At 71.8% G+C, this 20,045-nt stretch carries 21 protein-coding genes; 8 read left to right on the top strand and 13 right to left on the bottom strand.

Annotation, left to right across the window (positions count from 1 at the left end; all coding sequences use genetic code 11):
* Positions 1–56 precede the first annotated feature (56 nt).
* The 3 genes from VB738_RS14315 to VB738_RS14305 form a co-directional block, all read right to left on the bottom strand.
* A complete protein-coding gene (locus VB738_RS14315) occupies positions 57–1,232 on the bottom strand; it encodes a THUMP domain-containing class I SAM-dependent RNA methyltransferase (RefSeq protein ID WP_323306385.1) in 1,176 nt (391 codons plus the stop codon).
* Between the two features lie 411 nt (positions 1,233–1,643).
* Positions 1,644–2,876, bottom strand: a complete 1,233-nt coding sequence (locus tag VB738_RS14310) for a mechanosensitive ion channel family protein (protein WP_323306384.1) — start codon at positions 2,874–2,876, stop codon at positions 1,644–1,646.
* A complete protein-coding gene (locus tag VB738_RS14305; protein WP_323306383.1) occupies positions 2,873–4,126 on the bottom strand; it encodes an extracellular solute-binding protein in 1,254 nt (417 codons plus the stop codon). Before VB738_RS14305 ends, VB738_RS14310 begins: the two co-directional genes overlap by 4 nt.
* A 168-nt stretch (positions 4,127–4,294) precedes the next feature.
* Here VB738_RS14305 and VB738_RS14300 point away from each other — a divergent pair, with 168 nt between their 5' ends.
* Positions 4,295–4,672: a hypothetical protein gene (locus tag VB738_RS14300; protein WP_323306382.1), complete on the top strand. Its 378-nt coding sequence runs from the start codon at positions 4,295–4,297 to the stop codon at positions 4,670–4,672.
* Positions 4,673–4,700: 28 nt separating this feature from the next.
* Here VB738_RS14300 and VB738_RS14295 read toward each other — a convergent pair whose 3' ends face one another.
* From VB738_RS14295 to VB738_RS14285, 3 genes are all read right to left on the bottom strand, one after another.
* On the bottom strand, positions 4,701–4,985 hold the full coding sequence (locus tag VB738_RS14295; RefSeq protein ID WP_323306381.1) for a DUF5666 domain-containing protein: 285 nt from the start codon (positions 4,983–4,985) through the stop codon (positions 4,701–4,703).
* Between the two features lie 146 nt (positions 4,986–5,131).
* On the bottom strand, positions 5,132–5,476 hold the full coding sequence (locus VB738_RS14290) for a PilZ domain-containing protein (RefSeq protein WP_323306380.1): 345 nt from the start codon (positions 5,474–5,476) through the stop codon (positions 5,132–5,134).
* 160 nt (positions 5,477–5,636) lie between these two features.
* A complete protein-coding gene (locus VB738_RS14285; RefSeq protein WP_323306379.1) occupies positions 5,637–6,110 on the bottom strand; it encodes a hypothetical protein in 474 nt (157 codons plus the stop codon).
* Between the two features lie 172 nt (positions 6,111–6,282).
* On the opposite strand from VB738_RS14285, the gene VB738_RS14280 reads away from it, so the two are divergent.
* The 4 genes from VB738_RS14280 to VB738_RS14265 all read left to right on the top strand — a co-directional run bounded on the left by VB738_RS14280 (position 6,283) and on the right by VB738_RS14265 (position 11,232).
* A complete protein-coding gene (locus VB738_RS14280) occupies positions 6,283–7,260 on the top strand; it encodes a J domain-containing protein (protein ID WP_323306378.1) in 978 nt (325 codons plus the stop codon).
* A gap of 70 nt (positions 7,261–7,330) precedes the next feature.
* Entirely contained in the window at positions 7,331–8,332 is a 1,002-nt protein-coding gene (gene hemB, locus VB738_RS14275) for a porphobilinogen synthase (protein ID WP_323306377.1), read from the top strand.
* Between the two features lie 45 nt (positions 8,333–8,377).
* Positions 8,378–8,809 carry a VOC family protein gene (locus tag VB738_RS14270; RefSeq protein WP_323306376.1) on the top strand — a complete coding sequence of 144 codons (432 nt, stop codon included), beginning with the start codon at positions 8,378–8,380 and terminating at the stop codon, positions 8,807–8,809.
* Between the two features lie 11 nt (positions 8,810–8,820).
* Positions 8,821–11,232 carry an endonuclease MutS2 gene (locus VB738_RS14265; protein ID WP_416233187.1) on the top strand — a complete coding sequence of 804 codons (2,412 nt, stop codon included), beginning with the start codon at positions 8,821–8,823 and terminating at the stop codon, positions 11,230–11,232.
* Positions 11,233–11,262: 30 nt separating this feature from the next.
* Here the strand turns inward: VB738_RS14265 and VB738_RS14260 are convergent, their stop codons facing one another.
* Complete coding sequence (locus tag VB738_RS14260) at positions 11,263–12,501, bottom strand: ABC transporter ATP-binding protein (protein WP_323306374.1); 1,239 nt, start codon at positions 12,499–12,501, stop codon at positions 11,263–11,265.
* A 64-nt stretch (positions 12,502–12,565) separates the two neighbouring features.
* On the opposite strand from VB738_RS14260, the gene cgtA reads away from it, so the two are divergent.
* The gene (cgtA, locus tag VB738_RS14255; RefSeq protein WP_323306373.1) at positions 12,566–13,558 is read left to right on the top strand and encodes an Obg family GTPase CgtA; all 993 of its coding nucleotides are present in this window, start codon (positions 12,566–12,568) and stop codon (positions 13,556–13,558) included.
* An 18-nt stretch (positions 13,559–13,576) separates the two neighbouring features.
* On the opposite strand, the gene VB738_RS14250 is transcribed toward cgtA, so the two are convergent.
* Positions 13,577–13,795 (bottom strand): Calvin cycle protein CP12, encoded by a 219-nt coding sequence (locus tag VB738_RS14250; RefSeq protein ID WP_043325524.1) that lies wholly within the window; start codon positions 13,793–13,795, stop codon positions 13,577–13,579.
* 200 nt (positions 13,796–13,995) lie between these two features.
* Between VB738_RS14250 and VB738_RS14245 the strand changes: the two genes are divergently transcribed.
* Positions 13,996–14,484, top strand: a complete 489-nt coding sequence (locus VB738_RS14245; RefSeq protein WP_323306372.1) for a hypothetical protein — start codon at positions 13,996–13,998, stop codon at positions 14,482–14,484.
* On the opposite strand, the gene VB738_RS14240 is transcribed toward VB738_RS14245, so the two are convergent.
* The 3 genes from VB738_RS14240 to VB738_RS14230 are packed head-to-tail and all read right to left on the bottom strand — an operon-like array spanning position 14,458 to position 18,061.
* The gene (locus VB738_RS14240) at positions 14,458–16,401 is read right to left on the bottom strand and encodes an ABC-F family ATP-binding cassette domain-containing protein (RefSeq protein ID WP_323306371.1); all 1,944 of its coding nucleotides are present in this window, start codon (positions 16,399–16,401) and stop codon (positions 14,458–14,460) included. The genes VB738_RS14245 and VB738_RS14240 overlap by 27 nt on opposite strands.
* Positions 16,398–17,072 carry a DUF2301 domain-containing membrane protein gene (locus VB738_RS14235; RefSeq protein ID WP_323306370.1) on the bottom strand — a complete coding sequence of 225 codons (675 nt, stop codon included), beginning with the start codon at positions 17,070–17,072 and terminating at the stop codon, positions 16,398–16,400. The genes VB738_RS14240 and VB738_RS14235 overlap by 4 nt, the downstream gene beginning before the upstream one ends.
* Positions 17,069–18,061: a glutathione S-transferase C-terminal domain-containing protein gene (locus VB738_RS14230; protein ID WP_323306369.1), complete on the bottom strand. Its 993-nt coding sequence runs from the start codon at positions 18,059–18,061 to the stop codon at positions 17,069–17,071. Before VB738_RS14230 ends, VB738_RS14235 begins: the two co-directional genes overlap by 4 nt.
* Positions 18,062–18,123: 62 nt before the next feature.
* Here VB738_RS14230 and VB738_RS14225 point away from each other — a divergent pair, with 62 nt between their 5' ends.
* Positions 18,124–19,068 carry an aspartoacylase gene (locus VB738_RS14225; protein ID WP_323306433.1) on the top strand — a complete coding sequence of 315 codons (945 nt, stop codon included), beginning with the start codon at positions 18,124–18,126 and terminating at the stop codon, positions 19,066–19,068.
* Here VB738_RS14225 and VB738_RS14220 read toward each other — a convergent pair.
* Entirely contained in the window at positions 19,053–19,478 is a 426-nt protein-coding gene (locus VB738_RS14220; protein ID WP_323306368.1) for a hypothetical protein, read from the bottom strand. The two genes, VB738_RS14225 and VB738_RS14220, sit on opposite strands and share 16 nt — an antisense overlap.
* 2 nt (positions 19,479–19,480) lie before the next feature.
* Entirely contained in the window at positions 19,481–19,777 is a 297-nt protein-coding gene (locus VB738_RS14215; protein WP_323306367.1) for a hypothetical protein, read from the bottom strand.
* Between the last annotated feature and the right edge of the window lie 268 nt (positions 19,778–20,045).

Here is a 20,045-nt window from a genome sequence, read left to right as displayed (position 1 = left end):
CGGCGGGGGCAGGACCCACCGCTAGCAGCGCGCAAGGGGAGCTGCTGTAGCGGACCTCAGCGGATGTCGTAGCGGAGCCAGCGGCAGTCGATGCCGCCGTTGCTCACCGGCACCCGGCGGCTGGCCTTCATCCGCAGGGCCCCCGTGAGGGCGGGGTTGCCGCTCAGCAGCCACAGGCTCCAGCCGCCGCAGCGCTCCTTCACCATCCGACCCAGGTCGCCGTAGAGCGCCTCCAGGTCGTCGTCCGCACCGAGCCGGTCGCCGTAGGGGGGGTTGCACACCAGCACTCCGGGGGTTTCCGGGGGGCGGAAATCGCGGCAGTCCCCTTCCTGCAGCTCGACCCAGTCGGCCACACCGGCCGCCGCCGCGTTGCTGCGGGCCATGGCCAGCACGGCCGGATCCCGCTCCATGCCCACCACGGCCGCCAGGGGCTCACCGCCCGGGAGGCTGGTGCGGGCCAGGTCCTGGGCGGCCTGCCGCTCCCGCTGCCAGAGGGCGGCATCGAAATCGGGCCAGCGCTCCAGGCTGAAGCTGCGCTCCAGGCCGGGGGCACGGCCGAGGGCGTGGCAGGCGGCCTCGATCAGCAGGGTGCCGGAGCCGCAGAAGGGATCGGCCAGGGGCACGGTCCCGTTCCAGCCGGTGTGGGCGATCAGGCCGGCGGCCAGGTTCTCCTTGAGGGGGGCCAGGCCCATGGCGGCCCGGTAGCCGCGCCGGTGCAGGCTGGCGCCGCCGCCATCGAGGCTCAGCACCGCCTCGGGGCCACTGCCGCCGGGGCGGCCGGGGCTGAGGTGCAGGTGCAAGACAAGGTCGGGATCGTCCAGATCCACCGAGGAGCGCGACCCCCACACCTGGCGCTGGCGATCGACCAGGGCGTTCTTGACCTGCAGGGCGCTGTAGTGGCTGTGGGTGAGGCCGGGCACGCTGCCGCTGGCCTCCACCCGGAAGCTGAGCTGGGGCGGCAGCCAGCGCTCCCAGTCGGCGGCGTGCTGCACGCCGTCGTAGAGCTCCTCGCGGCCGCGGCAGGGGAAGCGGGCCAGCTGGCGCAGGAAGCGGAACGGCAGCCGGGCCTGCAGATGCAGCCGGTAGAAGGTGGCCGCATCGGCCCGCAGGCCCACGGCGCGCCGCAGGGGACGCACCTCGGTGGCCCCGAGGGCGGCCGCCTCCGCCGCCGCCGGCTCCTCCAGCCCCGGGGGCACCACGGCAATGACGTCGAAGGTTGAGGAGCTGGCCATCGCCCCATGCTGCTGGCTGGCGGTCCCCCTGTACGGGGATGCCCACCGCCTGTGGCCGCGGCTGCGCTGGCGGGGAGGTGGCAGGATGAACAGGCTCGTCTTCGGACGAACTAGGTGGTCCACACCAGTGTCTCGGACAGCGGTTCGATTCCGCTCAGCTCCATTCCCCCGACCCACCGCCCCGCCGGCGGTGCGTCATCCCGGGGCTGCAATGGTTTCGACGGGGCATGAGGAGGGTGACTGAAGCCTGCTCGGTCAGAGCGAACCCGTAACAGCGAACAACATCGTTCGTTTCTCCCGTCAAGCCGCCCCTGTGGCTGCCTGACACTCTTAACGGAGACGGGGTGAGGTCAGCCTTGTCACCCAAATGACCCATGGGCCCTGGAAGGGGCCTTCCCAACATCCGGAGCCTCACCCCGGCGGCTCGGTCCTGGCGTGCTCCACGATCAGGCGGGGGAACGGCAGCTCGATGCCCAGCTCCCGGAACCGCTCGATGGCCGCCGCCATCACGGCGCTGCAGATTCTCCGGTTGGCGAAGGGACTGTGGATCCAGAACTTCACCACGTAATCGCCGCCGCGGTCCCCCACCCCCTGCACGTAGGCCTTCGGGGGCGGATGGCTTTCCACGCCGGGCACGGCGGTGGCGATCTCCTCCAGCAGGGCCAGGATCGTGCCGGCGGGCTGGCCGGCATCAACGCTGATGGCGATCTGGGTGAGAAAGCGGGTGCGGCCGACGCTGAACTCCACCGTGCTGGAGTTGAAGAAGGTCTGGTTGGGAATCACCAGTTCGGCGTTGTCCCGGTCGCGCCAGAGCCTGGTGGCCCGCAGGCCGAGACGGCGCACCTCGCAGAAGTCGCCATCGAGGGCGATGATGTCGCCCGGCCGCAGGGAGCCTTCGAACAGCAGCCACAGGCCGCTGACGAAGTTGCCGAACACCTCCTTGACGCCGAAGCCGAGGCCTACCGACAGCCCCCCGGCGATCGCCAGCAGGGCGGTGCTGTTGAAGCCGATCGTTTCCAGCAGCGCCACGGTTCCGAGGCTGATCACCGCGTAGCGCACCATCAGGCCGATGGCGCGCACGCTCACCCGCTCCAGGGCGAAGAACCGCTTCAGCAGCCAGGCCAGCCCCAGCGAGGGCGGTCCCGAGGCGACCAGCAGCAGGTAGAGCACCACCAGCAGCCGTGTCATGTCGCCCACATTCACATTCGCGCCCATCCAGCGACCCAGGGGGATCAGGGCCAGTTCGGCGCGGGTGTCCAGCTGCTCGATCAGCGTCCACAGCAACCCGCCGAACAGGAACGGGCGGATCAGCAGATGGCGAAGCGGCTGGATCTGATCCTCGGGGAGCCAGCGCTCAACCCGACGCAGCACCAGCTCCGACACCTGCAGGCCGGCCACGGCGGCGATCAGCAGTCCGGCCAGGGCCGTCGGCTGGCGGGCGATGCTCAGCAGCCCCCAGCCGAGGGCGGCCACCGCCGCGGTGGTGCCGAGTTCGAACCACCCGGACCGGCCGGGCGGCCCGAAGCGGTGGCCCACCAGGCGGCTGCCCGCCACGGCCAGGGCCACCAGGGCGAGCTGAAGCAGGACCTGGGCCCGGCCCAGCATCGGCAGCCAGCCGAGCACCTGGCCGAGCAGATCGTTCATGGATGGGGAGCCAGGGCCCTGACCACGGCCCCGGAGGCTTCCGTAGCCGGGATTTCGCCGAAGGCCACCGCTGTCACCAGGCGACTGAGGGCCCGGTCGCGCGGATCACCGGCGGGCAGCAGCCGGGAGATGGCGTCGCTGGCGTCGGCCTGCCGCACGGATCGCTGCATCGCCTTGAGCCCGGGGGTGTGCAGCGCCGAGGGCGGGACGAAGCGATTGGTGGGCAGCATGTCCTCGTTGTCGGTGGTCAGGGTGCTCTGGATCCAGGGGTTCAGCGCAAACACGGCCAGGGCCTCCGCCACGCGCCGCTGACGGGTGGTGGAATCCGTGCCGAAGGCCAGCACCCGCAGCCTCGTGATCGGTGTGGGCGGCCCGTAGGGTCCGGCGGGCAGGTCGCTCACCCCGAGGGAGGTCCCCAGGGTGTCGCGCAGCCGGCTGAGGTTGCCGCTGTTGCAGGGGATCCAGTCCAGGCGCCGCTCCAGCAGACCCTGCACCAGCGCTTCCTGGTCGGGCTCGATGAAGACCTTCTGGTTGAAGTTGGCGGCCGAGAGCCAAGCCAGCCAGCGTCGCAACCCCTCCCGTTCGCGGGCCGCCAGGGGGCGCCCGGCGGCGGCGGCGATGATCGCCCGATCCGCCCCCAGGGGACCCGTGCTCCAGAAGAGGGTTCGCGATTCCACCGCCAGCCCCACCCGCAGACCCCCGCGGGCCTGGGTCAGCAGGTCGTCGGTGTTGGCGGGGCTGCTGGCCAGCCGGGTGCGGTTGTAGCAGGCGAGCTGCGGTCGCCTCAGGATCGGCAGGCCCGCCAGCCCCCTGGGCGGGATCTCCAGCCGGGACAGGGAATCGGGGTCCACCTGGCGGCGTGTGGCCTGGGGCAGCTGGAAGCTGCGGGCCAGATCGGCCTCCACCAGGGCGTGGGCGGTGGAGCCCGCCACCAGCATCAGATCGGGGCCGAGGCCTGCGGCCCGCCGGCGATGCACCTCCTCGACGAAGTCACTCTCACGGAAGAGGTTGGTTTCGATCGCCACGTGGGGGTGCAGCTGGCGAAAGGCCGCCACGATCGCCTGCGCTTGCAGGACCTTCTCCTGCAGGATCGCCTTGGTCAGCGGCTGGTCACCTTCGACGCTGATGGCGAGATAGGCCGTTCCCCTGAGCTCCTCCGGAGCGAGGCCGCAGCCCGACAGCAGGCTGAGCGGCAGGGTCAGCAGCAGGACCCGCAGGGCGCCGTTCAAGGCCTGCCGGGCCGGGTTCATGGGCTGCGCGGGGCGAGGCCCGGGGGACGGCGGCGCCGATCAGCTGTGCCGGTCACGGACCCGGGGCCCAAAGGACGACTCTAGGAGCCGCCATCCACCCCACCGGTGCTGTCACGGGGCTGGGGCGCCGACCTTGCTAGGACGAGGGTCTCCTGCGCATGACCGGCGATGAAACGCTGCCAGCTCCTCATCGTTCCGGCCATCGCTGCGGTGGCCGTCGCCCTGGCCCTCACGGGCGTCGGTGAAGCCCGACCCAATCCCGGTGGGCTCGGCGGGCCGGCCTCCGGCGCGGGGGTGGCCCCCGGCGCCGGCTTCGGAGCGGCCGGTGCGGGCCTGGATCGGGAACCTGGCGTCGGTGGCGGCGGTGTGGGCGGGCCGGCTTCGGGCGCTGGGGTGTTGCCGGGGGCTGGATTCGGTGAGGCCGGAGCTGGCCTGGAGCGGGGGCCGGAGGGGAATCCCGGTGGCCTCGGCGGGCCGGCCTCCGGGGCCGGGGTTCGCCCCGGGCTGGGCTACGGGGCTCCCGGCGCCGGGGTGTACCGGCGCTGACGGGGCGGGCGGGTCAGGCCGGGAGGCCTCAGTCGTCCAGCTCGATCTCCTTGGCGTAACGGGTACCACCACGCCGGGAGTGATCCACTTTGACCTTCATCCCCGTCTTGAGATCGGAGAAGGTCTTCAAGCCATCGTCGTAGTCCGTGGCGGCATTGGTGAGGAATGTCTGACCACGGACGACAAAGGAGCGTCTGCCGGCATCGATCGACTGGATCTTGCCTTCCAGGGAATCGCTGGAGTCGGCCAGCACCGGGGTGGCGACCGTGCCGAGCAGGAGGCTGGCGGCGAGGGTGTGATGGAGCAGGTTCATGGCTGCTTGTCGTCAAGCGACGGGGACCACCGGATCGTATGGATCTCGCCGGGGTGGCCGCTGCGGCCATTGATGACCGGATGTGACTCGCGCCCACTCCAGTCATGACTGGACATCCATCCGCCGCCGGAAGGCGACGGATGGGCTCAGGGCTCCTCCGACTTGATCAGCAGCCTGAGAAAGGTCTTGGAGATGTCGAAACCCTCTTCAAACCTGAGGCCTGAGTAGTGGGCACCCCTGAGTTGATTCATCCAGATCAGTTCGCCCCTGGCTTCAATGATCTCCTCGTCGCTGGGATCGTGGAAACGAATCTGGGCGGGGGTTCCCATGGGAACCTGCTGAAAGCTGCGGATGCAGGCGCCGGAACGGCTCACATCCCAGAGATGGCCGGAATAACAATGATCCTGAAAATACACCTCGACTTTAATGAGAATCTGAAAAAAGGGCGCTGAAAACTTGGGTTCTCGAACGGGAAGTCTTGACTCCTTCATGTCCCTGGGGAGAGGAGATTGGCTCCAGACGGGTTTCAGTGTTTTGCGGAAGTGGTTTACGGACTCTACCAAAATCGCACGCCCCGTCTACCTCGTCCCTCCCGCCTGAGTGACAGTGGACAGGTGGTTTTCTGTGTGCTCTGCAGCACATCTCCGTTGCTCAGGGGCTACCGGTTTCCGTCGTGCGGATGAAGCCGCTCCAGCGCTTCAGCTCCTCGATCGTCTGCACCCCTTCCACCCGCTTGTTGCCCAGGACCCAGGTGGGGTAGGCCTTGATGCCCTCCGCCTGGCAGCGTTCCCGGCCCTCGCTGGTCTTGTCGCACTCGACGTAGGGAAGCCGGTCTCCCGCCTGCTGGCCGAAGAGGCTCTTCTGACGGAAGCAGGCCGGGCACCACCAGGCGCCGTAGAACACGGCCCCGATCCGCCTGAGGTGCTCCGTCAGTTCCAGCTGAACGCCGCTGGAAGGGGCCAGGGCCTCTCCGAGGGTGGGAGTGGTCGAACCGCCGGCCTGGCCGCCGTGGGCCGGTGGGCTGAAGCTCAGCAGGCCCCCCGCCAGGGCGGACAGTCCGCCCAGCAGCAGCAGCGCCGGCGTCGAAGACCGCCGGGGCGACCGGGGTGGGAAAGGGGGGAGCATCGGCGGGTCATCGGGGCCGGAAATCTAGGCCGCCCCCGCTGGCGTACCCAGAGGGCGAATCCCGCTGCCGTACGGGCTTCCGCCCTGAGCGGGCCTGTGAATTCAGCGGCGGGACTGGGACAATTTCCAGGTTCGACGGTGACGGGCGCCCTGGCGAAATGAGCGTGACGAGATGAGCGTGAACGGTTACCGCGACTACTTCAAGGTTCTGGGTGTGGAAAGGGGCACCGATGCCGATGGCATCAAGCGGGCCTTCCGCAAGCTCGCCCGCCAGTACCACCCGGATGTGAACCCCGGTGATGCGTCTGCCGAGGCCCGCTTCAAGGAGATCAGCGAGGCCTATGAAGTGCTCTCCGATCCCGAGAAGCGTCGCCGCTACGAGCAGTTCGGCCAGTACTGGAACCAGATGGGCGGGGGTGGCGGTGGCGCCCCCGGCGTCGACGTCGACTTCGGCCGCTACGGCAATTTCGACGACTTCATCAACGATCTGCTGGGACGCTTCGGGGGCGGCGCCCCGGCCGGCGCCCCCGGCGGCTTTGGCTTCGGCAGCGGCTTCCCCGGTGGCTTCGCCTCCGGTTTCGGTGGCACCGGCGCCGAGCGCTCCACCCAGGTTCAGCTCGATGCGGAAGCCACCATCAGCCTGCCGGTGGCCGATGCCTTCCGCGGTTGTGAGCGCACCCTCGCCGTCAACGAGGAGCGGGTGCAGGTGCGCATTCCCGCCGGCGTCAAGGACGGCAGCCGCCTGCGGCTGAAGGGCAAGGGCAACCTGCAGCCCGGCACGGGGCGCCGCGGCGATCTCTATCTCACCCTCAAGCTGCAACCCCACCCCGTCTGGCGCCTCGATGGCGACCAGCTGCGGGCCGAGCTCCCCTTGAGCCTCGACGAACTGGCCCTGGGGGGCGAGGTGCGCGTGGCCACCCCCGATGGTGAAGCCACCATCCAGGTGCCCCCCGGCATGACCCTTGGCCGCAGCCTGCGGCTCAAGGGCAAGGGCTGGCCGGTGAAGGACGGCCGGGGCGATCTGCTGTTCACCCCCACCCTCAGGCTCCCCGACAGCCTCAGCCCCCGGGAGCGGGATCTGCTGGAGCAGCTGCGTCAGGCCCGCAGCGTCGACCCCCGCAAGGACTGGATCAGCGCCGCCCTGCTCTGAGGCCCGCTCCCCTTCGCCGTCCAAGCGCCGGAAGGGCTTTCCGTAGGATCCGGCCAGTCAGATCTGCCCCATGGAGCTCACCTATCGGCCCCGCCGGCTGCGTCGCACGCCGGCCCTGAGGGCCATGGTGCGGGAATACCAGCTCAGTGCCGCCGATTTCATCTACCCGCTGTTCGTGCACGAGGGCGCATCCAACGAGCCAATCGGCGCCATGCCCGGCGCCCAGCGCTGGAGCCTGGAGGGGCTGGTGGCGGAGGTGGGCCGGGCCTGGGATCTGGGCATCCGCTGCGTGGTGCTGTTCCCCAAGGTGGCTGACGGCCTCAAGACCGAGGACGGCAGCGAGTGCTTCAACGAGGGCGGCCTGATTCCCCGGGCGATCCGGCGCCTCAAGCAGGAACATCCGGCCATGGCGATCATGACCGATGTGGCCCTGGACCCCTATTCCTGCGACGGCCACGACGGCATCGTGAGTGCTGAGGGGGTGGTGCTCAACGACGAGACCGTCACCCTGCTCTGCCGCCAGGCGGTGGCCCAGGCCCGGGCCGGAGCCGATCTGATCGGCCCCAGCGACATGATGGACGGCCGCGTGGGGGCGATCCGCGAGGCCCTCGATGAGGAGGGCTTCGAGCACGTCGGGATCATCAGCTACACCGCCAAGTACGCCTCCGCCTACTACGGCCCCTTCCGCGAGGCGCTCGATTCCGCCCCCCGGGCCGTGAGCAGCAAGCCCATCCCCAAGGACAAGAGCACCTACCAGATGGATCCGGCCAACGGCCGCGAAGCCCTCACCGAGGCCCTGCTCGATGAGCAGGAGGGGGCCGACATCCTGATGGTGAAGCCTGGCCTGGCCTACCTGGACGTGATCCATCGCCTGCGGGGCGAGAGCGAGCTGCCGATCGCCGCATACAACGTCAGCGGTGAGTACGCCATGGTCAAGGCCGCCGCCGAGCGGGGCTGGATCGACGAGCGGGCCGTGGTGCTGGAGACCCTGCTCTGCTTCAAGCGGGCCGGCGCCGACCTGATCCTCACGTACCACGCCTGCGACGCCGCCCAGTGGCTGCGCGACGGCTAAGCCGCACCGCTTGAATGGTGCGATGAACCGTCGTCGCCCCCTTCCATGACGCGTCTCGGCCACGTGGCGGTGCGGGTCCAGGACATGGAGCGTGCCAAGCGTTTCTACGAACAGCTCGGGCTGCGCCTCACCTGGGATGCCCAGGACTGGGCCTACATGCAGTCGCCCGCCAACGGCGATGGCATCGCCCTGCTCAGCCCCAGCTACACCGCCGCCGGCCCCCACTTCGCCTTCCACTTCAGCGACCGCGCCGAGGTGGACGCGGTGCATGACCGGCTGGCGGCGGCGGGCCACCGGGTGGGTCCGGTGCACGACCACCGCGACGGCACCGCCTCCTTCTACCTGCAGGATCCGGAGGGCAACTGGCTGGAGATGCTCTACGAGCCCGCCGCCGGCATCCCCTCCAACGTGGGTGCCGCCGCCATCCCTGCCCCTGCCCCCGCCCCCACCTCCACCTCCCTGGCACCGGCGGGGTGAGCGCAGCCCCTGTGAGCGAGATCCACCAGGAGACCCTGGAGCTGCTGGAGTGGCACCGGCTGGCCGAGCACCTGGCCGGTTTCGCCGGCACCGCCGCCGGCCGCCGCCACTGCGCCGCCCTGGGCCTGCCCGACCATCCGGCCGAAAGCCGCCGTCTGCTGCTGGAGACCACCGAGCTGCTGGCCCTCGACGGCCTCTGCGAGGGGGGGCTGAGCCTGCAGGGGGTCGGGGACATTGCGACGACCGTGGCCCTCTGCGCCAAGGGCGGCTGCGCCGGCGGTGAGGAGCTGCTGGCGCTGGCCGCCACCCTGGCCACGGCGCGGCGGCTGCGGCGCCAGATCGAGGATCCGGAGCTGCGGCCGATCACCACGGCCCTGGTGGCCGAACTGCGCACCCTGCCGGAGCTGGAGCAGCGGCTCCACTTCTGCCTGGAGGAGGGCGGCCGGGTGGCGGATCGGGCCAGCGCCCCCTTGGAGACGGTGCGCCGCCAGTTGCTGGCCCTGCGCGGTGAGCGGCGCGAGCGGCTGCAGGAGCTGGTGCGCCGCTACGGCTCCCTGCTCCAGGACACGGTGGTGAGCGAGCGGGGTGGCCGGCCGGTGCTGGCGGTGAAGGCCGGGGCCGCCGCCCAGGTGGGCGGCCTGGTGCACGACAGTTCCGCCTCCGGCAGCACGGTGTACGTGGAACCCCAGGCGGTGATCCCCCTGGGCAACCGCATCCGCGATGCGGAGGGCCAGGAACGGGAGCTGGAGCGCCAGGTGCGCAGCGAGCTCAGTGGCCTGGTGGGCGCGCAGGCCGAACCCCTCGACCACCTCCAGCAGGTGCTGGTGCGGATCGATGCGGGTCTGGCCCGGGCCCGCTACGGCCAGTGGCTGGGGGCGGTGCGGCCCGAGCTGGCCGAGGCGGCCGACGCCCCCTTCGAGCTCATCGACCTGCGCCACCCCCTGCTGCTCTGGCAGGAGCGGCGCGAGGGCGGCCGGCCCGTGGTGCCCGTGACCATCCGGGTGGGCCCGGAGCTGCGGGTGGTGGCGATCACCGGCCCCAACACCGGCGGCAAGACCGTGACCCTCAAGAGCCTGGGGCTGGCGGCCCTGATGGCCCGGGCCGGCCTGTTCCTGCCCTGCGCCGGCACCCCCCGGCTGCCCTGGTGCGGCCAGGTCCTGGCCGACATCGGCGACGAGCAGTCGCTGCAGCAGAACCTCTCCACCTTCAGCGGCCACATCCGCCGCATCGCCCGCATCCTGGGGGCCCTGCCCCAGGGGCCGGCGGCCCTGGTGCTGCTCGATGAGGTGGGGGCCGGCACGGATCCCACCGAGGGCAGCGCCCTGGCCGCCGCCCTGCTGCGCCACCTCGCCGATCGGGCCCGCCTCACCGTCGCCACCACCCACTTCGGCGAACTCAAGGCGCTCAAGTACGCCGATCCCCGCTTCGAGAATGCGTCGGTGGCCTTCGACGTGGAGACCCTCTCGCCCACCTACCGGCTGCAGTGGGGCATCCCCGGCCGCAGCAACGCCCTGGCGATCGCCTCCCGTCTGGGGCTCGACCCCGCCGTGCTGGCGGTGGCCGCCGCCCAGCTGGAGCCCGGCGGCGAGGGGGACGTCAACCGGGTGATCGAGGGGCTGGAGCAGGAGCGCCAGCGCCAGCAGGAGGCGGCCGAGGCGGCGGCGGCGCTGCTGGCCCGCACCGAGCTGCTGCACGAGGAACTGCTGCAGCGCTGGTCGCAGCAGAAGGAGCAGTCGGCGGAACTGCAGGAGCAGCGCCGCCAGCGGCTGGAGCTGTCGATCCGGGAGGGGCAGGGGGAGGTGCGGCGGCTGATCCGGCGGCTGCGCTCCGTGGGCCAGGAGGTGCGCGTCGGCGGGCGGGTGGCCGGGGAGACCGCCCGTCAGGCGGGCCAGCGGCTGCGGCGCCTCGAGCAGCAGCACCGGCCCCTGCCGGAGCGGCGCGACCACGGCGGCTGGCGGCCCCGGGTCGGCGACCGCATCCGGCTGCTGGCCCTGGGCAAGGCCGCCGAGGTCCTGACGATCTCCGACGACGGCAGCGAGCTCACCGTCCGCTGTGGCGTGCTGCGGCTGACGGTGGAACTCGCCGGCATTGAAGGGCTGCACGGCGAGAAGCCGGCACCCCCCGAGCCGCCGCCCCAGGTGCGCATCCGCAGCCGCCGTTCCCCGGGCAGCCGCGGGCCCGAGGTGCGCACCGAGGGCAACACGGTGGACGTGCGCGGTCTGCGGGTGCACGAGGCCGAGGCGGCGGTGGAGGAGCGCCTGCGCGGTGCCAACGGGCCGGTGTGGGTGATCCACGGCATCGGCACCGGCAAGCTCAAGCGGGGCCTGCGGGAGTGGCTCTCCGGCCTGCCCTGGGTGGAGCGGGTCAGCGATGCCGAGCAGGGGGATGGGGGCCCCGGCTGCAGCGTCATCTGGGTGAAGTGAGACCGCTCCGGCGGCTCAGGGGTTGATGGATCAGTGGCTGATGGCGGGCAGCTGGGGCTCCTGCCGCGGTGGCGGCATGGTGGCTTCGGCCGGCAGCAGCGCCGCCCCGAGCCCGTCGAACAGGCGCCAGCCCGTGGGATCGACATCAAGATGGACGGTCTGGCCCACGGTCACGCTCTGATCCGGAGTGGCCCGGACCAGCACCAGGTGGCTGCCGTCCAGCAACCGGCAGGTGACCAGCTGCTCGTTGCCCAGGGCCTCGCAGTGGCTCACCTCCGCCGCCAGGTTGCGGTTGGTGGCGGGGGCCAGCCGCAGGTGCTCCGGCCGCAGACCGCCGGTGATCCGGTGACCGATCCAGTCGCCCAGCAGGTCGGCCATCGGACCTTCCACCGGGAAGCGCCGCCCCCCCAGCAGCAGCTGGGCCGAGCCGGCCACTTCGACGGGCAGCAGGTTCATCGCCGGGCTGCCGATGAACTGGGCCACGAACAGGTTGGACGGCCACTGGTAGAGCTGCATCGGGGTGCCCAGCTGCTGCAGCCGGCCCTCGTTGAGCACGGCGATGCGGTGGCCCATGGTCATCGCCTCCACCTGGTCGTGGGTGACGTAGAGGGTGGTGGTGCCCAGGCGCCGCTGCAGCTCCACGATCTGGGTGCGGGTGCCGGTGCGCAGCTTGGCGTCCAGGTTGCTGAGGGGCTCATCCATCAGGAACACCGCCGGCTGGCGGGCGATGGCCCGGCCCAGCGCCACCCGCTGCTTCTGGCCGCCGGAGAGCTCCTTGGGCCGGCGCTCCAGCAGCGGCTCCAGCTCCAGGGTGGTGGCCACCTCGTCGATGCGGGCCGCGATGCGGCGCTCCCGCTCGGAGTCAATCCGCAGCGGGGCCGGCAGGCGGCGGGTGGCCCGGTGCAGGCTGTCCTGCAACTGCTGGGGCAGGCTGCGGTGGCGGCTGCGCCGCAGGCCGAAGCCGATGTTGTCGGCCACGCTCAGGTGGGGATAGAGCGCGTAGCTCTGAAACACCATCGCCACGTCGCGCTGGGCCGGCCGCAGCCGGCTGACGGGGCGGTCCCCCACGTAGATCTCGCCTTCGGTGGTGGCCTCCAGCCCCGCCAGCAGCCGCAGCAGGGTGCTCTTGCCGCAGCCCGAGGGGCCCACCAGCACGAGGAATTCACCGTCCTGGATGTGCAGGTCGAGCTGGCGCAGCACCTCCACCGGGCTGCCGCCGCGACGGGGCGGGTAGGTCTTGCCGACCTTCTCGAAGCGGACCTCGGCCAAACCAGGGGTGCAACCGGGGGATCCTAGGGTTGTTCCTCATCCGAGCCCCGGCCGAACCCCTTCCTTGCAGTTCATCGATCAGGCCCGCATCGCCGTGCGCGCCGGCCGCGGCGGCGACGGCATCGTGGCCTTCCGTCGTGAGAAGTACGTCCCCGCCGGCGGGCCCTCCGGTGGCGACGGCGGCCGCGGCGGTGACGTGCTCCTCGTCGCCGATGCCAACCTCCAGACCCTGCTGGATTTCAAGTACCGGCGCCTGTTCGCCGCCGATGATGGCCGCCGCGGCGGCCCGAATCGCTCCACCGGGGCCAGTGCCTCCACCCTGACGATCCGGGTGCCCTGCGGCACGGAGGTGCGCGACTGCCGCACCGGCATCCTGCTGGGGGATCTCACCAACGCCGGCGAGGAGCTGCTGGTGGCGGCCGGCGGCCGGGGGGGACTGGGCAATGCCCACTACCTCAGCAACCGCAACCGGGCGCCGGAGAAGTTCACCGAGGGCAGGGAGGGGGAGGAATGGCTGCTGCAGCTGGAGCTCAAGCTGCTGGCCGAGGTGGGAATCATCGGCCTGCCCAATGCCGGCAAGAGCACCCTGATCGCCGTGCTCTCAGCAGCCCGGCCCAAGATCGCCGACTACCCCTTCACCACCCTGGTGCCCAATCTGGGGGTGGTGCGGCGCCCCAGCGGCGACGGCACCGTCTTCGCCGACATCCCCGGCCTGATCGCCGGGGCGGCGCGCGGCGCCGGCCTGGGCCATGACTTCCTGCGCCACATCGAGCGCACCAGGCTGCTGCTGCATCTGGTCGATGCGGGCGCGGAGGATGTGCTGGCGGATCTGCGGGTGGTGGAGGAGGAGCTGGCCGCCTACGGCCACGGCCTCAGCGAGCGCCCCCGCCTGGTGGTGCTGAACAAGATGGAGCTGCGTGATGCCGCCGAGCTCAAGGAGCTGGTGGCTGCCGTCGGGGACCACACCGGCGGGCCTCCCCTGGTGATTTCAGCAGCGGCCTCCCAGGGTCTCGATGCCCTGCTGGCCGCCGTGTGGGCGCAGCTGGGCATCGCCTGATCCGTCAGCGGCGAGCGATCAGTCGTCGTAGACGCGGCACTCGGGAGCTTCAGGGTTGAGGTCGCAATAGACCTCCAGGGGGGTGGGGTCGTGGTTGTCCTCGGGGTGGTGCTCCTTGTACTCGTTGAGGGCCTTGAGCTCCTCCTCGAGGTGGCGCACCTTGCCGAGATTGCCGTCGGCCTTGGCCGATTCGATCTCGACTTTGTCCTTCTCGATGTGATCGTCGATCGTCTTCATGCAAAAACCGGCCGTCACGGGTCGGAACTCACCGCAGACACCATACGGTCGGGGCCGGGGGATCGCCGTCTCCTGTGGGTCTCCGCACACCCCCCGGCGGCGGCCTGATCGCCGCCTCACCGTTGCAAACCCGGCGCCGGCGGCTGCGGTGGAGCCGCCTCCGTGGCTAGCAGCGGAATGGACAGTGCCCCGGTTGGCCCATGACACGCATCAGCAAGCGTCGGGAACGGCATTTCATCGACGAGCACGGTCGGCTCTTCTGGATCAACGGTCCCGAAACCCACTGCTACCTCTCGGAGCAGCGCCAGTGGCGCCGGGGCCTCGGCTTCGAGGAGGTGCTGATCTGGAAACAGTGCGCTCCCAGCGGTCTGGTCAGCCAGCGCTTCGCCAGCGTCCAGGCGGCTCTGGAGGCCTTCCAGGCCGATGCGGTGCAGTGGTACCAGGATCTCTACCTGCGTCGCATGGGTGACCAGATGGCGGCCCATCGCAGCGTCGTCGACTACAAGCCCACGGCGATGCAGCAGGCCGAAGCGCGGGGCGCCCGGGTCCAACGCCAGCCGTGGCTGCTGCCGGAGCCCGCCGGGCCGGTCTGCGGCCTGCCCCCCCGGATCGCCGAGGGGGCGGGGCTGCTGGAGGTGCCCCACCCCCACCGCCGCCGGCGCTCAGGCTGCCAGCTCGCTGAGCGTTAGCCAGCGCTCCTCGGCGGCAGCGATCCGCTCCACCACGGCCGCCAGCTCGTGGGTCAGGGCCTCCAGCCGGGCGTAGTCCGGGCCGCTGGGGGCCGCCAGCTGCTGCTCCAGCTCCCGGCGGCGCTGCTCGAGCTCCGGCAGTTCGCTCTCGAGGCGCTCCAGCTCCCGGGCCTCCTTGAAGCTGCGCCGCCGGGGCCCGGCCGCCGCCGCCGCCCTGGCCGCAGGCGTCGATCGCCTGGCGGTCTCCGCGGCGGCCTCAGGGGAGGCGGCAGGACCGGAAGCCGGCCGGGGGGTGGCGGCTGGGGCGGGGGCCTGGGCTCTCCGCTCCAGCCAGCTGCTGTAGTTGCCCTCGAAGCGCTCCAGCCGGCCCGCCTCGAAGTGGAACAGGCGGTCGACGGTGCGGTCCAGGAACCAGCGGTCGTGGGAGACCACCACCACACAGCCGCGGAAATCCTCGAGGAAGTCCTCCAGCACGCTGAGGGTGTGCACGTCGAGGTCGTTGGTGGGCTCGTCCAGCAGCAGCACGTTGGGGGCCTCGATCAGCAGCCGGCAGAGGTGCAGCCGCCGGCGCTCGCCCCCGGAGAGCTTGGCCACCGGCTGGTGCTGCTGGGCGGGGGGGAACAGGAACCGCTCCAGCAGCTGGGAGGCCGTCAGCTCCACCCCGTCCACCTGCACCCGGCTGGCGGCCTCCTGCACCACCTCGATCACCTTGCGCTTGCCGTCCCTGGCCAGCAGCACGTCGCTGTGCTGGTCGAAGTAGGCCAGCTTCACCGTGGCCCCCAGCTCCAGCAGGCCGTCACTGGGGGGGCGGCGGCCGGCGATCACCTCCAGCAGGCTGGACTTGCCGGCCCCGTTGGGCCCGATGATCCCCACCCGGTCCTCGGGGCTGAAGTCGTAGCTGAAGTCCCGCAGCAGGGTCCGATCCCCCACGGCCACCGCCAGGCCCTCGGCGGTGATCGCCCGCTTGCCGATGCGCCGGGCGGTGGCGGCCATCGCCAGGCTGGTTCGCCCCTGACGGCTGGGGGCCTCCAGCAGGGCATCGATGCGCTGCAGCCGGGCCTTCTGCTTGGTGCTGCGGGCCTTGGGGCCCTGGCGCATCCAGGCCAGTTCCCGCCGCAGGGTCCCCTTGAGCTTGGCGGCGGTGGAGGCTTCCGCCTCCTCCTCGGCCGCCTTCAGGCCCAGGTAGGTGCCGTAGTTGCCCTCATAGGGGCGGGCCTCGCCCCGCTCCACCGCCACGATCCTCTTGGTGACCCGATCGAGCAGGTAGCGGTCGTGGGTGACGAGCACCAGGGCGCCGGCGAAGCGATCCAGGTAGCTCTGCAGCCACTCGACCCCCTCGGCATCGAGGTGGTTGGTGGGTTCGTCCAGCAGCAGCACCTCCGGTTCGGCCACCAGGGCCGCCGCCAGGGCGACCCGGCGCCGGTTGCCGCCGGAGAGCTCGCCGATCGTCCGCTCCTGGTGGGCGGCGTCGATGCCCAGGCGCTCCAGCACCTCGCGGCAGCGGCGCTCCAGATCCCAGGCCTGGCAGCTGTCCATGCGGTGCTGCAGGGCGCTGAGGCGGGCCAGCAACGGGCCCTCCTCCGCCCCGCTCGCCAGCTGGTGGCTCACCCCGGCGTGCTCGCGCAGCAGGGCCATGGCCTCGCCGTCCCCGGCGAACACCTGCTCCAGCACGGTCAGGGCCGGATCCAGGCGGGGCTCCTGGTCGAGCAGCACCACCCGGGTGCGGGCATGGCAGCGGCGCTCGCCGCGATCCAGCGGTTCGAGGCCCGCCAGCACCCGCAGCAGGGTGCTCTTGCCGGCGCCGTTGGGGCCGATCAGCCCCAGCCGGTCCCGCTCCCCCACGTGCAGATCGAGGTCGGTGAACAGGCTGCGCAGGCCGAAGTCCTTGGCGGCCCCCACCAGGCTGATCAGGCTCATGGGGCTTCGACGGGCTGGCTCAGCCCCCGGCGCTGCTGCTCCAGGTGGGCGAAGACACTCTTGTCGCCCACGTCCGCCGCCGCCGGCATGGGGAACTTGCGCAGACACAGCACCAGCAGCAGCAGGGCTTCGGCGGCCAGCAGGCTGGCGGTGGTGGCCGGGCTGAGCACGCCGGCCAGGCGGCCGAGCAGGGCCAGGGGCAGCAGCAGGGTGACGCCGATCGCCTCGGGGCGCTGGAAGCAGAAGAACTCCTTGAAGCCGATGCCGGCCAGGGCGGCGAAGAAGGGGCCCACCGCCAGGATCCACAGGGGTTGCTGCGCCAGGGCGGGGAGCATCTGACCCGGTCCGGCCCGCAGGGCCAGCAGCACCCCGCCCAGGCAACCCGCCAGCCAGAACAGTTGCAGGGCCCGGTGCAGGGGACGCAGATAGATGTGGATCCAGCGCAGGGCCAGGCCCAGTCCGGCCGCCATCACCAGCAGCCAGGGCCAGAGCAGCTCGGGGCCCAGCTGGCGCCACTGGGCCAGCAGGGCCAGCTGGCCCAGGGCGACGGCGGTGAGGGCCAGCCGGTAGCCGAGCACCTCGCGGCGGTCGGTGGCGGTGATCGTGAAGGGGCCGTACACCCCCTCGAAGACGGGGTCGGCGCCGTCCGGGGTGGCCAGGGTGCTGCTCATCGGGTGGGGGCGCCGGGGGCGGCCGGGGGCGGGCTGCCTACCAGTGTGGCCAGGTCCGGTCCCGCCGGGACGATGCCGGAGGGGTGCAGGGGGAACAGGGCCCCGAAGTAATCGCGGCGCCAGGCGTCCGGGAAGCAGGTGGCGGCGACCCCCTCGAGGGCGTGGAAGCGGCGCCGCCAGTCCCACAGACGGGGCAGCTGCCAGAGGGGCTTGCGGCTGCAGCCGAACAGGGGCGCGTAGACCAGCTCCATGCGGATCAGGGTGGGGAACAGCACCACGTCCGCCAGGCTGGGGTGGGCACCGCCGCAGAGCCAGCCGCCGCTATCCCCCTGGGAGGCGAGGGCGGCCTCGACCGCCGCCAGTGCGGCGAACAGGGCCGCTTCGGCTTCGTCGTAGGCCGCCTGGTTGCGGGCGAAGCCACAGCGGTACACCCCGTCGTTGACATCGCCCTGCAGGCGCTCCCGCCAGGCGCTGATCGCCGGGAGGTCGGCCGGCGGGGCCAGGTCCGGAGCCCCGGGCGCGGCGGGCCAGGCGTTGAGCAGCTCGATCAGGCGGGCGCTCTCGTTCACCAGGATCGTCCCGGTCCGCCGGGAATAGAGGGCCGGCACGGTGGCCCGGGCGCGGGGATCGGCACCGCTGCGGCGGTAGAGGTCGAGCAGGGTGACGCAGCCCTCGAAGGGCTCGCCGAACCGCCAGCGGCCGGCGTCCGGATCGGGAACCACCACCACCGTGTCGATCATCGGGGCCAGGCCCCGCAGGCTCCAGGTGAGCCAGGCCCGGTGGGCCCAGGGGCAGCTGCGGCCCACGATCAGCACGTGGCCGCCGGCCGCGGCGGCGTCCACCGGCAGCGGCGGCAGGGCGGTGAAGGCCCCGGCCGGCCGGCGGTAGCGGCCCTGGCTGTCGGCGGGGCCGAGGCCGCCCATCAGCAGGCGCCACTGGCACTGCCAGAGCTGCCGGGCGGAGCGCACCAGGGTGGCGGGCGGGGCCATGGGCAATCACGGTGTCCTGCCCTGACTCTGCGCCAGGCTGGGGCCCTGTGAGCGAGCAGGCGATGGTGGCGGGCCGGGTGATGGTGGTGGGGGGCACCCACGGCAACGAGCGCAATGCGCCCTGGCTGCTGGAGGCCTGGCGACGGCACCCGGCGCTGCTGCGCCGCAGCGACCTCGCCCTGGAGCTGGTGCTGGGCAACTCCGCCGCCCACGCCGCCGGGGTGCGCTACCTCGATCGCGACCTCAACCGCAGCTTCGTCCCGGCGCTCCTGGACGCCCCCGGGCCGGGGGATCGGGAGCTGGAGCGGGCCCGGGAGCTGCTGGCCCTCCACGGGCCCGGCGGCAGTCACCCCTGCCTGGTGGCCCTAGACCTGCACAGCACCACCGCCGCCATGGGCAACAGCCTGGTGGTCTATGGCCGGCGGTCCGCCGACCTGGCCCTGGCGGCGGGGGTGCAGCAGCGCCTGGGCCTGCCGATCTACCTGCACGAGCAGGACCGGGCCCAGACCGGCTACCTGGTGGAGCGCTGGCCCTGCGGGCTGGTGGTGGAGGTGGGCCCGGTGCCCCAGGGGGTGATCCAGGAACCGATCTGCCGGCAGAGCCAGCTGGCCCTGGAGGCGGCCCTGGAGGTGCTGGCCCAGGCCCGCTCCGGCGCTCTGCGCCTGCCGCAGCGGCTGGTGGTGCACCGGCACCTGGGCAGCCTCGATCTGCCCCGCCATGGCGACGGCAGCCCGGCGGCGGTGGTCCACCCCCAGCGCCAGAACCGCGACTGGCAGCCGGTCGCCGCCGGTGATCCCCTGTTCCTGACGGCCGAGGGCGCCACGATTCCGTACCACCCGCGGGAAGACCAGGAGATCGGCCCCGTCTGGGCCGTGTTCATCAACGAGGCGGCCTACGGCGAGAAGGGCATCGCCCTGAGCCTCACCCGCCGGGAGTCCTGGCCGGTGGAGCCGAGCTGGGGCCAGGCCCTGGCCGACCTGGCCCGGGAGCTTCAGAGCCCGGGCTGAGCCTCGCTCTGGCCGGCGGGGGCGGGCTGGGAGCGGGGCGCGCCGTTGTAGACGACGCTCACCACGCTGCGACCATCCGGGGCGACGAGGATCTCGCTCTCCACGGTCGGCGGCAGGCCGAGCTGGGCCCAGCCGGGCACGCCGCCGTAGAAGCGGAACAGGAAGCCCTCGGCATCGGCGCGCACCAGGCAGTTGCCGCCGCTGCGTTCATACATGCAGAGGGCCGGCCGGTAGACCCCGAGGCCGCCGTTGATCACCTCAGCCCGCATCCGGGCCAGGTTCGCGGCGCGGCCCCGCTGGAAGGCCTGCTCCTGGGTCATCTGGGCGCGGGCTGGATCGGCGCCTGCCAAGGGGACGGCCAGCAGCAGGGCCAGGCAGCCCAGCAGGGGCCGCAGGGATGGGGAGGTCATGGTCATCCGCAGACGAGGGTGGTCTGTTCCTTGGTGCAGGGGAGGTCGGTCTTGCTGCCGTCGGCCCAGTAGATGCGCAGCCGGTCGTCCTCGGTGTCGGTGCGCAGGGTCAGCGACTTGACCACACCGGCGGGGGGCTTGCCGGCCGGATCGGCGGTGTCAGGGCGAAGGTTGGCCTTGTTGAGCCGCTGCTCAAGCTGCTGGATCTTGAGTTCGAGCTGGTCGATGCGGCGGCTCTCTGCGTTCGGCAGGCCCTGGCAACCGGCCGCCAGCAGGGGGAGCAGCAACAGGGCGGGCAAGGGTCCGCTCAGGCGCCGACCGGCGCTGCGCGGTGGCTGGGGAGGAAGCGACGAACGCGAGACCATCGGCGGCAGGGCGGGATGACCGGAGCACCTCACCTCCTAGCAGCGGCAAGGGGGGCAGGCCAGGCGGGACCCTCATCTTTTCTTCATGAACGCCGCCTCACAAGCCGCAATGGTCTGTTACATTGCTATGAGGCGATCCGTCGCCCTTCCTTACGCCCACGGCCGGCGCAGCCGCGCTCCCGCCCGACGGCACAACTTTCCT

Origin of the sequence: Cyanobium gracile UHCC 0139 (genome assembly GCF_034931325.1) — a bacterium.
Lineage (GTDB): Bacteria > Cyanobacteriota > Cyanobacteriia > PCC-6307 > Cyanobiaceae > Cyanobium > Cyanobium gracile_B.
This window is presented reverse-complemented; position numbering and strand designations above follow the sequence as displayed.

Bases quoted from the DNA above. Each gene is read 5' to 3' on its own strand.
- VB738_RS14315 (WP_323306385.1), bottom strand. From the start codon at position 1,232: ATGGCCAGCTCCTCAACCTTCGACGTCATTGCCGTGGTGCCCCCGGGG.
- VB738_RS14310 (WP_323306384.1), bottom strand. From the start codon at position 2,876: ATGAACGATCTGCTCGGCCAGGTGCTCGGCTGGCTGCCGATGCTGGGC.
- VB738_RS14305 (WP_323306383.1), bottom strand. From the start codon at position 4,126: ATGAACCCGGCCCGGCAGGCCTTGAACGGCGCCCTGCGGGTCCTGCTG.
- VB738_RS14300 (WP_323306382.1), top strand. From the start codon at position 4,295: ATGAAACGCTGCCAGCTCCTCATCGTTCCGGCCATCGCTGCGGTGGCC.
- VB738_RS14295 (WP_323306381.1), bottom strand. From the start codon at position 4,985: ATGAACCTGCTCCATCACACCCTCGCCGCCAGCCTCCTGCTCGGCACG.
- VB738_RS14290 (WP_323306380.1), bottom strand. From the start codon at position 5,476: ATGAAGGAGTCAAGACTTCCCGTTCGAGAACCCAAGTTTTCAGCGCCC.
- VB738_RS14285 (WP_323306379.1), bottom strand. From the start codon at position 6,110: ATGCTCCCCCCTTTCCCACCCCGGTCGCCCCGGCGGTCTTCGACGCCG.
- VB738_RS14280 (WP_323306378.1), top strand. From the start codon at position 6,283: ATGAGCGTGAACGGTTACCGCGACTACTTCAAGGTTCTGGGTGTGGAA.
- hemB (WP_323306377.1), top strand. From the start codon at position 7,331: ATGGAGCTCACCTATCGGCCCCGCCGGCTGCGTCGCACGCCGGCCCTG.
- VB738_RS14270 (WP_323306376.1), top strand. From the start codon at position 8,378: ATGACGCGTCTCGGCCACGTGGCGGTGCGGGTCCAGGACATGGAGCGT.
- VB738_RS14250 (WP_043325524.1), bottom strand. From the start codon at position 13,795: ATGAAGACGATCGACGATCACATCGAGAAGGACAAAGTCGAGATCGAA.
- VB738_RS14245 (WP_323306372.1), top strand. From the start codon at position 13,996: ATGACACGCATCAGCAAGCGTCGGGAACGGCATTTCATCGACGAGCAC.
- VB738_RS14240 (WP_323306371.1), bottom strand. From the start codon at position 16,401: ATGAGCCTGATCAGCCTGGTGGGGGCCGCCAAGGACTTCGGCCTGCGC.
- VB738_RS14235 (WP_323306370.1), bottom strand. From the start codon at position 17,072: ATGAGCAGCACCCTGGCCACCCCGGACGGCGCCGACCCCGTCTTCGAG.
- VB738_RS14230 (WP_323306369.1), bottom strand. From the start codon at position 18,061: ATGGCCCCGCCCGCCACCCTGGTGCGCTCCGCCCGGCAGCTCTGGCAG.
- VB738_RS14225 (WP_323306433.1), top strand. From the start codon at position 18,124: ATGGTGGCGGGCCGGGTGATGGTGGTGGGGGGCACCCACGGCAACGAG.
- VB738_RS14220 (WP_323306368.1), bottom strand. From the start codon at position 19,478: ATGACCTCCCCATCCCTGCGGCCCCTGCTGGGCTGCCTGGCCCTGCTG.